This window comes from Enterobacter sp. NFIX58 (genome assembly GCF_900110475.1).
Lineage (GTDB): Bacteria > Pseudomonadota > Gammaproteobacteria > Enterobacterales > Enterobacteriaceae > Enterobacter > Enterobacter quasiroggenkampii.
Genome location: NZ_FODW01000004.1, coordinates 16,248 through 29,113, shown reverse-complemented (window position 1 = coordinate 29,113; position 12,866 = coordinate 16,248). Strand labels below are relative to the sequence as shown.

The following is a 12,866-nucleotide window of genomic DNA, read 5'->3' as shown; positions in this document are numbered from 1 at the left end:
CGTGCGCCCGATTATCGTTCTACTGATGGCCTGGTGCCTCAGCATGGGGGCGTACGCAGCGACAGCCCCCGACGCCAAACAGATAACCCAGGAACTGGAGCAGGCAAAAGCGGCCAAACCCGCTCAGCCAGAGACCGTCGAGTCGCTCCAGTCCGCACTGAACGCGCTTGAGGAGCGGAAAGGCTCTCTTGAGCGCGCTCAGCAGTATCAGCAGGTTATCGACAACTTCCCCAAACTCTCGCAGACGCTGCGCGCGCAGCTCAATAACTTGCGTGACGAACCGCGCGATGTGCCGGCAGGCATGACCTCCGACGCGCTGAACCAGGAGATCCTGCAGGTCAGCAGCCAGCTTCTGGAAAAGAGCCGCCTTGCTCAGCAGGAGCAGGAGCGAGCGCGCGAAATTGCCGACTCTCTCAGCCAGCTTCCGCAGCAGCAAACCGACGCCCGTCGCCAGCTTAATGAAGTTGAGCGCCGCGTGGGTACGCAAAACGGCAACACGCCGCAGGCACAGGCCCAAAATCTGGGCCTGCAGGCAGAATCGGCTCGCCTGAAGGCCCTTGTCGATGAGCTTGAGCTGGCGCAGCTTTCCGCCAATAACCGCCAGGAGCTGTCGCGGATGCGCTCAGAACTCGCTCAGAAGCAGAGCGAGCAGCTGGACGCGTATCTTCAGGCCCTGCGCAACCAGCTCAACAGCCAGCGCCAGCGTGAAGCGGAGCGCGCGCTGGAAAGTACCGAGCTGCTGGCAGAAAACAGCGATAACCTGCCTGCCGGCATCGTCCAGCAGTTTAAGGTCAACCGTGAGCTTTCGGCTGCGCTGAACCAACAGGCGCAGCGTATGGATCTGGTGGCCTCGCAGCAGCGTCAGGCCACCAATCAAACCCTTCAGGTTCGCCAGGCGCTTAACACCCTGCGCGAGCAGTCCCAGTGGCTCGGATCGTCAAACCTGCTGGGCGAAGCGCTGCGCGCCCAGGTCGCGCGGCTGCCGGAAATGCCCAAGCCGCAGCAGCTGGATACCGAAATGGCCCAGCTGCGCGTTCAGCGGCTGCATTTTGAAGATCTTCTCAACAAACAGCCGCAAATCCGCCAGATCCGTCAGGCTGACGGACAGCCTCTGACCAGCGAGCAAAACCGTATTCTTGAAGCCCAGATGCGTACCCAGCGTGAACTGCTGAACTCTCTGCTCCAGGGCGGGGATACGCTGATTCTGGAGCTGACCAAGCTAAAAGTGTCCAACAGCCAGCTGGAAGATGCGCTGAAAGAGGTGAACGAGGCGACGCACCGTTATCTCTTCTGGACGTCAGACGTGCGTCCAATGACCTTCTCGTGGCCAATTGAGATTGTTCAGGATCTGCGCCGTCTGATTTCGCTGGATACCTTCAGCCAGCTGGGACAGGCCAGCGTGATGATGCTCACCAGCAAAGAGACCATTTTCCCGCTGCTGGGGGCGTTGATTCTGGTGGGCTTCAGCATTTACTCGCGCAGACATTTCACCCGCTTCCTCGAGCGTTCCAGCTCCCGGGTGGGGAAGGTTACCCAGGATCACTTCTGGCTGACGTTGCGCACCGTATTCTGGTCGATTCTCGTCGCCTCCCCGCTGCCGGTGCTGTGGATGACGCTGGGCTATGGCCTGCGGGAAGCCTGGCCCTATCCGCTCGCGGTAGCGATTGGCGATGGCGTCACCGCCACGGTGCCGCTGCTGTGGGTGGTGATGATTTGCGCCACCTTTGCGCGACCCAATGGCCTGTTTATCGCCCACTTTGGCTGGCCGCGTAATCGCGTGGCGCGCGCCATGCGTTACTATCTGATGAGCATCGGGCTGATTGTGCCGCTGATTATGGCGCTGATCATGTTCGATAATCTCAACGACCGCGAATTCTCAGGCTCGCTAGGCCGCCTCTGCTTTATGCTGATATGTGGAGCGCTGGCCATCGTCACGCTCAGCCTGAAACGCGCGGGTATTCCGCTCTATCTGGATAAAACCGGCAGCGGCGACAACATGTTCAACCGGCTGCTCTGGAACCTGCTGCTCAGCGCACCGTTGATTGCGATGTTGGCAGCCGCGGTGGGTTACCTGGCGACGTCGCAGGCGCTGTTGGCACGTCTGGAAACCTCGGTGGCCATCTGGTTCCTGCTGCTGGTGGTGTATCACGTGATCCGCCGCTGGATGCTGATTCAGCGCCGCCGTCTGGCGTTTGATCGTGCCAAGCATCGCCGGGCGGAGATCCTCGCCCAGCGCGCGCGGGGTGAGGAAGAGCCAAACCACGTCAACAGTACGGAAGGCACGACGGAGGCGGATGAGGTCGAGCTGGATCTGGATGCCATCAGTACCCAGTCACTGCGTCTGGTTCGCTCTATTCTGATGCTGATTGCCCTCCTGTCGGTCATCTTCCTGTGGTCGGAGATCCACTCCGCATTTGGCTTCCTGGAGAACATCTCGCTGTGGGATGTGACCTCCACGGTGCAGGGCGTTGAAAGCCTGGAGCCGATCACCCTAGGGGCAGTGCTGATTGCCATTCTGGTGCTGATCATCACCACTCAGCTGGTGCGCAACTTCCCGGCGCTGCTGGAGCTGGCGCTGCTGCAGCATCTGGATTTAACGCCGGGTACGGGCTATGCGATCACGACCATTACCAAGTATCTGATCATGCTGTTTGGTGGACTGGTTGGCTTCTCGATGATCGGCATTGAGTGGTCGAAGCTCCAGTGGCTCGTCGCAGCGCTCGGCGTCGGGTTAGGTTTTGGTTTACAGGAGATCTTCGCCAACTTCATCTCTGGTCTGATCATTCTGTTCGAAAAACCGATCCGTATTGGCGATACCGTCACGATCCGCGATCTGACCGGCAGCATCACGAAGATCAACACCCGTGCGACGACGATCAGCGACTGGGATCGGAAAGAGATCATCGTGCCAAACAAGGCGTTTATTACCGAGCAGTTCATCAACTGGTCGCTGTCAGACTCCGTTACCCGTGTGGTGCTGACGGTACCGGCCCCGTCGGACGCTAACAGCGAAGAGGTCACCCAGATCCTCTACACCGCCGCTGAGCGCTGCTCGCTGGTGATCGACAACCCGGCGCCGGAAGTCTTCCTTGTGGATTTACAGCAGGGGATCCAGATTTTCGAGCTGCGTATCTACGCCGCCGAGATGGGACACCGTATGCCGCTGCGCCATGAGATCCACCAGCTGATTCTGGCGGGCTTCCGCGAGCACGGTATTGATATGCCGTTCCCACCCTTCCAGATGCGTCTGGAAAGCCTGGACGGGCGTAAAACGGGAAGAACGCTGACGTCAGCGGCGCGTACGCGCCCGGCGGGCAGTCTGTAACGCGTCTCCCCTCCCTTTCGGGAGGGGAATATTCCCGCTACGCCACTTCTGCGATGTACGCCGTCGCGCGTCGACGGTAATTCTCATAAATCCCCATCGCTAACAGAGAGAAGAAGATTGGGCCGCCCACCATCCACAGCGCGCTGTTCCAGTCGTTCGCCTCAATCACCGGCTGAATAATGGTGAAGATGTTGGCAAACGCCACCACCAGCAGCACCACCGTGGTGGCCAGCAGCGTTGCCGCGCGGGTTTTGAAGATCACAAACGGACGTTCAAGGTCCTGCTTCGCCTTAAAGAACGGGAACGCCAGGGTCAGGAACAGGTACGGCAGGGTCATCGACACGTTTGCCATCAGGGTCAGCTTGTTGTAAAACGCAGACGCCGTATCGCCGCCAAATGACACCAGTAGAATGAACGCACATACCAGCAGGCACTGCATCCACATCGCGTTAGCAGGCATCCCCGTCGTGTTGAGCTGGGTCATGCGCGCAGGCCACAGCGCCTTCGGCGTACCCTGAATAATCGCTTTCAGCGGCGAATAGATCAGCGTGAAGAATGCGCCGGTATAGGCGAGGAACATCGACAGACCGGTAATACGCGCAAACCAAATGCCCAGCGTTGCCGCCGCATCCGGCGTCAGGTTCATCGCCTGCCCCAGCGTCATCCCCAGGCTTTTCATCAGCACATAGGTGATGTTCCCGAGGTTGGTGGTGCTGTTGCTCAACACCTGTTGCCAGTTGGTGCTGACGCCCCAGAGGAAAATCGCCAGCGAATAGCCGATGGAAATCACGATGGCGGCAAAAATAATGCCTTTGGCAAAGTTTTTCTCCGGGTTCTCGGTCTTGTCGACCAGACCGCCAACGGCTTCAATGCCGCCGTAAGCGAAGATGGCAAACACCACGAAGGAGAGCATAGCCAGCCCGGACTGGTAACCTGGATTAGGCGATGAAACGAAGTTTACCTCCTGCGCAAAATGACCACCGTTCAGGCAAAGGATAGCGATACTCACCAGCAGCAGCACCAGGTTCAGGCACATCACGGAAATACCGCCAACGGCAGTGATACGGGCAATTTTGTTGATGCCTTTAGACGCCACCAGCGTCACGACAACCATCCAGCATACCGCCAGAATCCCGACGACCTGCGTGGAGCTCAGCCCGGCTAACGACCAGACCTGGGTTTTATCGGCGCCGAAAACAAACGTCGAGAACGGCACCCAGACTTTAGCGGCCGTACTGACCATCCAGACGACGTAGGATGAAAACCACATAAACGTACCGATAAAGGCATAACGCGGGCCGACGCTGTTATTCATCCATGAGTAAATCCCGCCCTCTTCTTTCCGGTAAGCCGAGCCCATCTCCGCCATCATCAGCGCAAACGGGATAAAGAAGAACAGAGCAGAAACGATATAAAACGGCGTCGCGCTATAGCCCATCAGATAGAACGCGGAGGGGCTGTTTGCAAAGCCAAACACTGAGGTAAATATCATCAGGATGAGCCCGGTGAGGGTCATCTTTTTGAGTGAGTGGGACATAGAACCATCCAAAGCGGAATTAAACTGCGCGGATGGTAGCAGAAGACCAGACTAATATTGTGGCTATAAGGGCCAAATTAAGAAAAACACCCGTATATTGATAATAGGGCAGTTTTTAATGTGGCAGGGCCAAGTGACCGAGTAGGCCGGGTAAGCGACAGCGCCACCCGGCAATTCTTTAAGCGCGATCGACCGTAAAGGCAATCACATCGCCCAGTTGCTCGGCGCCCAGCGCCAGCATCACCAGACGGTCTACGCCCAGCGCCACGCCGGAGCAATCCGGCAGACCCGCTTTTAACGCTTCCAGCAGGTTGGTATCAATCGGCTGCTGTGGCAGGCCGCGCGCGGCGCGCTTGCGGTTATCCTGCTCGAAACGCTGCGCCTGCTCGCGGGCGTCGGTCAGTTCGTGGAAGCCGTTCGCCAGCTCAATACCTTTGTAATAGACCTCAAAACGCTCTGCGACACGATGGTCTTCGGTACTGATCTGCGCCAGTGACGCCTGGCTTGCCGGGAAGTGATAGACAAACGTCGGACGGTCTTTGCCAATCTGCGGTTCCACGCCGAAGGTGAACAGCAGCTGCAGCAGCGTGTCGCGATCCTCTTCTGTATCCGCCACGTTGCTCAGATCCAGTTTTGCCGCCACTTCCCGCAGCTGGGTTTTGTCCGCCGACAGCGGATCGATTTCCAGATAGCGCTGGAAGGCCTGCTGATAAGAGAGCGTTTCAGCTTCAGAGCAGTCCAGGACCTGCTGCAGTAGATCGTCTACCTCATTCATCAGGCGGTACATATCATAATGCGGTCGGTACCACTCCAGCATGGTGAATTCCGGGTTGTGGTGACGCCCCATCTCTTCATTACGGAAACTGCGGCACAGCTGATAGACCGGACCACACCCCGCCGCCAGCAGGCGTTTCATGTGGTATTCCGGGCTGGTCATCAGATACAAATTCATGCCCTGAGAGTGGCCGGGGCCAACAAAACGGGTTTCAAACGGGACCAGATGAATATCCGTTACCGTTGCCTGACTCATGCACGGGGTTTCCACCTCCAGGACACCGCGGTCGGCAAAGAAACGGCGGATCTCCGTCATAATTGCAGCGCGTTTTAACAGATTAGGGATGGATGCGCTCGGCTCCCAGGTGGCCGTTTCGCTCATGAGTTGTTCTCCGTTTTCAGACAAGGGCACGAAGTCTACTCGTTAGCAGGGACAGAGACAAATTTTGCGCAGTAAAAAAGCGCATTTCATTTAGGTGAACAATTGCGTGATGCAATTCATCAATCTCAATGATAAATCGCCGGACAGAACAGCAAAAAAATCGAACACGTCAAATTTCCCTGACATCTACACGGTTATACTGTTTTACCCATAAAGGAGCAGTGGAAACGCTTTCGCAATCGTCCTTTTGGACGGGTGAACTACCTTTAGTTTGTCGCGTTGCGAAATAACAAAAATCTGGAGGAATGTCGTGCAAACTTTTCAGGCCGATCTTGCCGTAATAGGCGCTGGCGGGGCTGGATTACGTGCTGCGATTGCTGCAGCGCAAGCTAATCCCAACGCTAAAATCGCATTGATTTCAAAAGTCTATCCAATGCGCAGCCACACGGTGGCCGCAGAAGGAGGGTCCGCCGCCGTTGCGCAGGATCATGACAGCTTTGAATACCATTTCCACGACACGGTTGCAGGGGGCGACTGGCTTTGTGAACAGGATGTCGTTGACTACTTTGTGCACCATTGTCCAACGGAGATGACCCAGCTTGAGCAGTGGGGTTGTCCGTGGAGCCGCCGTCCGGACGGCAGCGTCAACGTTCGCCGCTTCGGCGGCATGAAGATCGAACGCACCTGGTTCGCTGCCGATAAGACCGGCTTCCACATGCTGCACACCCTTTTCCAGACCTCCCTTCAGTTCCCACAAATTCAGCGCTTCGATGAGCATTTCGTCCTCGACATTCTGGTGGATGATGGACACGCGCGCGGCCTGGTGGCGATGAATATGATGGAAGGCACGCTCGTCCAGATCCGCGCCAATGCGGTGGTGATGGCGACGGGCGGTGCGGGCCGCGTTTATCGTTATAACACCAACGGCGGCATCGTTACCGGCGACGGTATGGGTATGGCGCTCAGCCACGGCGTGCCGCTGCGCGATATGGAATTCGTGCAGTATCACCCAACCGGTCTGCCAGGATCCGGCATTCTGATGACGGAAGGCTGCCGCGGTGAAGGCGGTATTCTGGTCAACAAAAACGGCTACCGCTACCTGCAGGATTACGGCATGGGTCCGGAAACCCCGCTCGGCGAGCCGAAGAACAAGTACATGGAGCTCGGCCCGCGTGACAAAGTCTCTCAGGCTTTCTGGCACGAGTGGCGCAAAGGCAACACCATCTCCACGCCGCGCGGCGATGTGGTCTATCTCGACCTGCGCCATCTGGGCGAGAAAAAACTGCTGGAACGTCTGCCGTTCATCTGCGAGCTGGCGAAAGCCTACGTCGGCGTCGATCCAGTGAAAGAGCCGATTCCGGTACGCCCAACGGCGCACTACACCATGGGCGGGATCGAAACCGATCAGCAGTGTGAAACCCGTATTAAGGGTCTGTTCGCCGTCGGTGAATGTTCCTCCGTGGGCCTGCACGGCGCCAACCGTCTCGGCTCAAACTCGCTGGCCGAGCTGGTGGTCTTTGGCCGCATGGCGGGCGAGCGCGCGATGGAGCGGGCGGCAACCGCAGGCGAAGCCAACGGTGCCGCGCTGGATGCACAGGTCGCCGACGTTGAAAAACGTCTGAAAGATCTGGTGAACCAGGAAGGTAACGAGAACTGGTCTAAGATCCGCGACGAGATGGGCCTGTCGATGGAAGAAGGCTGCGGTATCTACCGTACCCCTGAGCTGATGCAAAAAACCGTCGACAAGCTGGCGGAACTGCAAGAGCGCTTCAAGCGCGTGCGCATCACCGATACCTCCAGCGTTTTCAACACCGACCTGCTCTATACCATCGAACTGGGCCACGGCCTGAACGTGGCGGAATGTATGGCGCACTCTGCGCTGGCGCGTAAAGAGTCGCGTGGGGCGCATCAGCGTCTTGATGAAGGCTGTACCGAGCGTGACGACGTCAACTTCCTGAAACACACGCTCGCCTGGCGCGATGCGGATGGCACCACACGTCTGGACTACAGCGACGTGAAAATCACCACGCTGCCACCGGCTAAACGCGTGTACGGTGCAGAAGCAGAAGCCGCCGAGAAGAAGGAGAAGGCGAATGGCTGAGATGCAAACACTCAAAGTTGAAGTGGTGCGCTACAACCCGGAAGTGGATGCCGCACCGCACAGTGCTTTCTATGAAGTCCCTTACGACGAGCAAACCTCCCTGCTGGACGCGCTCGGCTATATCAAAGACAACCTGGCGCCAGACCTGAGCTATCGCTGGTCCTGCCGCATGGCGATCTGCGGCTCCTGCGGCATGATGGTCAACAAGGTGCCGAAGCTGGCCTGTAAGACTTTCCTGCGTGACTATACCAAAGGGATCAAGGTCGAAGCCCTGGGCAACTTCCCGATTGAACGCGATCTGGTGGTTGATATGACCCACTTTATCGAAAGCCTGGAAGCCATTAAGCCCTACATCATCGGCAACCCGCGCACGCCGGATCAGGGGCCAAACACTCAGACTCCGGCTCAGATGGCGAAATACCATCAGTTCTCCGGCTGCATCAACTGCGGTCTTTGCTACGCTGCCTGTCCACAGTTTGGCCTGAACCCCGAGTTCATTGGTCCGGCCGCCATTACCCTGGCGCACCGCTATAACGAAGACAGCCGCGACCACGGTAAAAAAGAACGTATGGCGCAGCTTAACAGCCAGAACGGCGTCTGGACCTGTACCTTTGTGGGTTATTGCTCCGAAGTCTGTCCGAAGCACGTCGACCCGGCCGCCGCTATTCAGCAGGGTAAAGTGGAAAGTTCGAAAGACTTTCTTATCGCTACCCTGAAACCACGCTAAGGAGTGCATGATGACGACTAAACGCAAAGCCTATGTGCGGCCTGTGCCGTCCACCTGGTGGAAAAACCTGCCGTTTTATCGCTTCTACATGCTGCGTGAAGGCACTGCGGTACCGGCGGTCTGGTTCAGCCTTGAGCTGATGTACGGCGTTTTTGCCCTCAAGCATGGCCCGGAAACCTGGGCCAGCTTCGTCGGTTTCCTGCAAAACCCGATCATAGTCATTCTGAACCTGATCGTGCTCGCGGCCGCGCTGCTGCATACCAAAACCTGGTTTGAACTGGCGCCAAAAGCGGCGAACATCATCGTAAAAGGCGAGAAAATGGGGCCAGAGCCGGTGATTAAGGGGCTCTGGGCGGTGACGGTTCTGGTCACCGTGGTCATTCTGTTTGTCGCACTGTTCTGGTAAGGAGACTATTGTGATCAATCCAAATCCAAAACGTTCTGACGAGCCGGTCTTCTGGGGCCTCTTTGGCGCAGGCGGCATGTGGAGTGCCATCATTGCCCCCGTCATCATTCTGCTGGTCGGCATTATGCTGCCGCTGGGGCTGTTCCCGGGCGATGCGCTGAGCTACGAGCGCGTACTGGCGTTCGCGAGCAGCTTTATCGGCCGCGTGTTCATCTTCCTGATGATCGTCCTGCCGCTATGGTGTGGCCTGCACCGTATTCACCATGCGATGCATGACCTGAAAATCCATGTACCGAGCGGGAAATGGGTATTCTACGGTCTGGCGACCATCCTGACCGTGGTGACGCTGATTGCGGTGGTCACCCTCTGACGCCTCTGGCCCGCCATCCGGCGGGCCTTTTATTTCTGCATCTTCCCCACCAGCCACTGGGCAAACTCACTCATTGCGGGCGTTTCTGCGCGTGACTGCAGCCTCGTGAGCCAGTAGCTGCCAAGGTCAATCTGCGTCGCAAAGGGTTGCACAATGCGCTCACTGTTCAGCAGGTGGGTAAACATATCGACAGGAGCAATCGCTATGCCCACGCCTGCCTGCGCGGCTTCCAGCATGGTCACGGACGAATCAAATACCATCACCCGGTGTGTCGGTGAAGGCGGGTGTTCTCCCGCGGCCTGCATCCAGGCGGTCCACTCGTCGCGCCGGTAAGAACGCAGCAGGGTAAACTTCAGGATATCGGCAGGAGTATGCAACGCGGCAGCGATATCAGGCGTGCAAAGCGGTGCCAGCGGCGCAGAACAGAGAAATGTCGCTTCCGTACCGTGCCACGCCCCACCACCATAGCGAATGGCGTAATCAAGCCCCTCGGCTGCCGGATCGACGCGATTGTTGTGCGTCGACAGCTGAAGATCGATATGCGGATAGCAGCGACGAAAGTCAGCGAGCTGCGAGAATAACATCCCCGTAGCAAAGGTACCCACCACGCCAATTTTCAGCTTCTCCTGAGCGCGCTGGCTGGCAAAGCGATCCAGCATTCCGGCAATGCGGTCGAACGAGTCATTCAGTACCGGCAGCAAATTCTCGCCTTCCGTGGTCAACATCAGCCCACGGGAAACGCGGACGAACAGCTGGCAGTTCAGGTGCTGCTCCAGCGCCTTTACGTGCTGGCTAATCGCGGAATGGGTGACATTCAGCTCGATAGCGGCATGTGTAAAACTGAGGTGCCTGGCGGCGGCTTCAAACGCCCGCAGGGAATTAAGAGGAAGATAGCTGCGCGTCATGGTCTCGTCCGTTAGAAAAATTAACAGCTAATGCTAAATTTAACCGTTTGTCAGCCACAGTCAAATCTCACAGACTACAGCGGTCTGACGGGCCCGGACACTCCCTTGAACTGCTATTACGGAAGATAACTAATGATGAAAAAAACCCTAAGCTTTGCCCTGCTGCTCAGCGTTGCCAGCGCTGCATTCGCCGCACCGATGTCCGAAAAACAGCTGGCTGAGGTGGTGGAACGCACCGTTACGCCGCTGATGAACGCGCAGGCCATTCCGGGTATGGCGGTGGCGGTGATTTATCAGGGTCAGCCGCACTACTTTACCTTCGGTAAAGCTGATGTTGCAGCGAACAAACCCGTCACCCCACAAACCTTGTTCGAGCTGGGTTCGATAAGTAAAACCTTCACCGGCGTATTGGGTGGCGATGCGATTGCGCGCGGTGAAATAACGCTGGGCGATCCGGTGATCAAATACTGGCCTGAGCTCACGGGCAAGCAGTGGCAGGGCATTCGCATGCTGGATCTGGCAACCTATACCGCAGGCGGTCTGCCGTTGCAGGTGCCGGATGAGGTCACGGATACCGCCTCCCTGCTGCGCTTTTATCAAAACTGGCAGCCAAAGTGGAAGCCGGGCACCACGCGTCTTTACGCTAACACCAGCATCGGTCTTTTTGGCGCGCTGGCGGTCAAACCCTCCGGCATGAGCTATGAGCAGGCCATGACGACGCGGGTCTTTAAGCCGCTCAAGCTGGACCATACCTGGATTAACGTCCCGAAAGCGGAAGAGGCGCATTACGCCTGGGGATACCGTGACGGTAAAACGGTCCACGTTTCGCCAGGGATGCTGGACGCGGAAGCCTATGGCGTAAAAACCAACGTGCAGGATATGGCAAGCTGGGTGATGGTCAATATGATGCCGGACTCCCTTCAGGATTCCCCACTTAAGCACGGTATTGCCCTGGCACAGTCTCGCTACTGGCGCGTGGGAGCCATGTATCAAGGATTGGGCTGGGAAATGCTGAACTGGCCGGTCGACGCCCAAACGGTGGTCGGGGGCAGCGACAATAAGGTGGCGCTGGCGCCGTTGCCTGCAAGAGAAGTGAATCCACCGGCACCACCGGTTAAGGCCTCCTGGGTCCATAAAACGGGCTCTACCGGCGGATTTGGCAGCTACGTGGCATTTATTCCTGAAAAGCAGCTCGGCATTGTGATGCTGGCGAATAAAAGCTATCCGAACCCGGCACGCGTTGAGGCGGCATACCGTATCCTCGACGCGCTGCAGTAAAACATTGCCGGGTGGCGGCTTCGCTTTACCCGGCCTACAAAATCCACGGTGTGCGGCGAAATACCCCGCACACTCTTCCGCATTTTTCCTGCTGTCATCTACACTTAACAAAAAACAGTAAGGAAACTCCTATGCGCATTCTGCCTGTTATCGCCGCGGTGACAGCCGCGTTTTTAGTGGTTGCCTGCAGTTCTCCTACCCCACCGCCTGGCGTTACCGTCGTCACGCCTTTTGATGCACAACGCTTCCTTGGAACATGGTATGAAATCGCGCGCCTCGACCATCGGTTTGAGCAGGGCTTAGAGAAGGTCACTGCGAATTACAGTCCGATGGATGATGGCGGTATTCAGGTGATCAACCGGGGCTATAATCCCGATCGTGAGATGTGGCAGCAATCGGTTGGGAAAGCGTACTTCACTGGTGACCCGCGGCGAGCCGCGCTCAAGGTCTCTTTCTTTGGCCCGTTTTATGGCGGCTATAACGTGATCGCGCTCGACAGAGAGTACCGTCACGCGCTGGTCTGCGGGCCGGATCGCGACTACCTGTGGATACTCTCCCGCACGCCAACTCTTTCACCCGAAATGAAGCAGCAGATGCTGGACGTCGCGACCCGGCAAGGGTTTGATGTGTCAAAACTTATCTGGGTAAAACAGCCCCATTAGTGGGTGCTGAGCTTAAGCCCAACGATTCCGGCCACAATTAACGCGAGGCTGGCGATACGCGCCAGACTCGCTGACTCGCCAAGCAGCAGAATGCCGGTGATGGCAGCCCCCACCGCGCCAATACCCGTCCAGACGGCATAAGCCGTTCCCACAGGCAGAGAGCGCATCGCCCAGGATAACAGAACGATACTGACGATCATGGCGGTAACGGTAATGACGCTGGGCGTCAGGCGGGTAAATCCGTGGGTGTACTTGAGACCAATCGCCCATACCACTTCGAGCAGGCCAGCAATAAAAAGAATGATCCAGGACATGTCAGGCTCCTTAACTTAATGCAAGTTGGGGCCGTCCCCGGTGAAAGAAACGCTTACGGGTCGTCCCGTAAGGCAGAGATTACGC

11 protein-coding genes are annotated in these 12,866 nt (G+C 57.4%); 7 read left to right on the top strand and 4 right to left on the bottom strand.

Features of this window, described 5'->3' with window-relative positions; genetic code table 11:
- The first annotated feature begins 1 nt into the window (after nt 1).
- On the top strand, nt 2–3,325 hold the full coding sequence (mscM, locus tag BMW97_RS16490; protein WP_045909543.1) for a miniconductance mechanosensitive channel MscM: 3,324 nt from the start codon (nt 2–4) through the stop codon (nt 3,323–3,325).
- Nucleotides 3,326–3,362: 37 nt separating this feature from the next.
- On the opposite strand, the gene yjeM is transcribed toward mscM, so the two are convergent.
- Together yjeM and epmA are read right to left on the bottom strand one after the other, a co-directional pair.
- Complete coding sequence (yjeM, locus tag BMW97_RS16485; RefSeq protein WP_045909544.1) at nt 3,363–4,862, bottom strand: glutamate/gamma-aminobutyrate family transporter YjeM; 1,500 nt, start codon at nt 4,860–4,862, stop codon at nt 3,363–3,365.
- A 178-nt stretch (nt 4,863–5,040) separates the two neighbouring features.
- Nucleotides 5,041–6,018 (bottom strand): elongation factor P--(R)-beta-lysine ligase, encoded by a 978-nt coding sequence (gene epmA, locus BMW97_RS16480; protein WP_045909545.1) that lies wholly within the window; start codon nt 6,016–6,018, stop codon nt 5,041–5,043.
- 310 nt (nt 6,019–6,328) lie between these two features.
- Between epmA and frdA the strand changes: the two genes are divergently transcribed.
- Genes frdA through frdD form a run of 4 tightly spaced genes read left to right on the top strand, consistent with a single transcriptional unit; the run spans nt 6,329 to nt 9,622 of the window.
- The gene (frdA, locus tag BMW97_RS16475) at nt 6,329–8,119 is read left to right on the top strand and encodes a fumarate reductase (quinol) flavoprotein subunit (RefSeq protein ID WP_045909546.1); all 1,791 of its coding nucleotides are present in this window, start codon (nt 6,329–6,331) and stop codon (nt 8,117–8,119) included.
- The gene (locus tag BMW97_RS16470) at nt 8,112–8,846 is read left to right on the top strand and encodes a succinate dehydrogenase/fumarate reductase iron-sulfur subunit (RefSeq protein ID WP_045909547.1); all 735 of its coding nucleotides are present in this window, start codon (nt 8,112–8,114) and stop codon (nt 8,844–8,846) included. The genes frdA and BMW97_RS16470 overlap by 8 nt, the downstream gene beginning before the upstream one ends.
- 10 nt (nt 8,847–8,856) lie before the next feature.
- A complete protein-coding gene (gene frdC, locus BMW97_RS16465) occupies nt 8,857–9,252 on the top strand; it encodes a fumarate reductase subunit FrdC (RefSeq protein WP_045909548.1) in 396 nt (131 codons plus the stop codon).
- Nucleotides 9,253–9,262: 10 nt separating this feature from the next.
- On the top strand, nt 9,263–9,622 hold the full coding sequence (gene frdD / locus BMW97_RS16460) for a fumarate reductase subunit FrdD (protein WP_032662398.1): 360 nt from the start codon (nt 9,263–9,265) through the stop codon (nt 9,620–9,622).
- Between the two features lie 29 nt (nt 9,623–9,651).
- On the opposite strand, the gene ampR is transcribed toward frdD, so the two are convergent.
- A complete protein-coding gene (ampR, locus tag BMW97_RS16455) occupies nt 9,652–10,527 on the bottom strand; it encodes a LysR family transcriptional regulator AmpR (RefSeq protein ID WP_045909549.1) in 876 nt (291 codons plus the stop codon).
- A gap of 132 nt (nt 10,528–10,659) precedes the next feature.
- Between ampR and blaACT the strand changes: the two genes are divergently transcribed.
- On the top strand, nt 10,660–11,805 hold the full coding sequence (blaACT, locus tag BMW97_RS16450) for an ACT family cephalosporin-hydrolyzing class C beta-lactamase (RefSeq protein ID WP_045909550.1): 1,146 nt from the start codon (nt 10,660–10,662) through the stop codon (nt 11,803–11,805).
- A 131-nt stretch (nt 11,806–11,936) separates the two neighbouring features.
- Nucleotides 11,937–12,467, top strand: a complete 531-nt coding sequence (locus tag BMW97_RS16445; protein ID WP_045909551.1) for a lipocalin family protein — start codon at nt 11,937–11,939, stop codon at nt 12,465–12,467.
- Here BMW97_RS16445 and sugE read toward each other — a convergent pair.
- Nucleotides 12,464–12,781: a quaternary ammonium compound efflux SMR transporter SugE gene (gene sugE / locus BMW97_RS16440; protein ID WP_008502938.1), complete on the bottom strand. Its 318-nt coding sequence runs from the start codon at nt 12,779–12,781 to the stop codon at nt 12,464–12,466. The genes BMW97_RS16445 and sugE overlap by 4 nt on opposite strands.
- Nucleotides 12,782–12,866: the final 85 nt, after the last annotated feature.

What these genes read in the sequence shown, in the direction of transcription:
- blaACT (WP_045909550.1), top strand. Translation starts at nt 10,660, where the DNA reads ATGATGAAAAAAACCCTAAGCTTTGCCCTGCTGCTCAGCGTTGCCAGC.
- sugE (WP_008502938.1), bottom strand. Translation starts at nt 12,781, where the DNA reads ATGTCCTGGATCATTCTTTTTATTGCTGGCCTGCTCGAAGTGGTATGG.
- ampR (WP_045909549.1), bottom strand. Translation starts at nt 10,527, where the DNA reads ATGACGCGCAGCTATCTTCCTCTTAATTCCCTGCGGGCGTTTGAAGCC.
- BMW97_RS16470 (WP_045909547.1), top strand. Translation starts at nt 8,112, where the DNA reads ATGGCTGAGATGCAAACACTCAAAGTTGAAGTGGTGCGCTACAACCCG.
- BMW97_RS16445 (WP_045909551.1), top strand. Translation starts at nt 11,937, where the DNA reads ATGCGCATTCTGCCTGTTATCGCCGCGGTGACAGCCGCGTTTTTAGTG.
- epmA (WP_045909545.1), bottom strand. Translation starts at nt 6,018, where the DNA reads ATGAGCGAAACGGCCACCTGGGAGCCGAGCGCATCCATCCCTAATCTG.
- yjeM (WP_045909544.1), bottom strand. Translation starts at nt 4,862, where the DNA reads ATGTCCCACTCACTCAAAAAGATGACCCTCACCGGGCTCATCCTGATG.
- frdC (WP_045909548.1), top strand. Translation starts at nt 8,857, where the DNA reads ATGACGACTAAACGCAAAGCCTATGTGCGGCCTGTGCCGTCCACCTGG.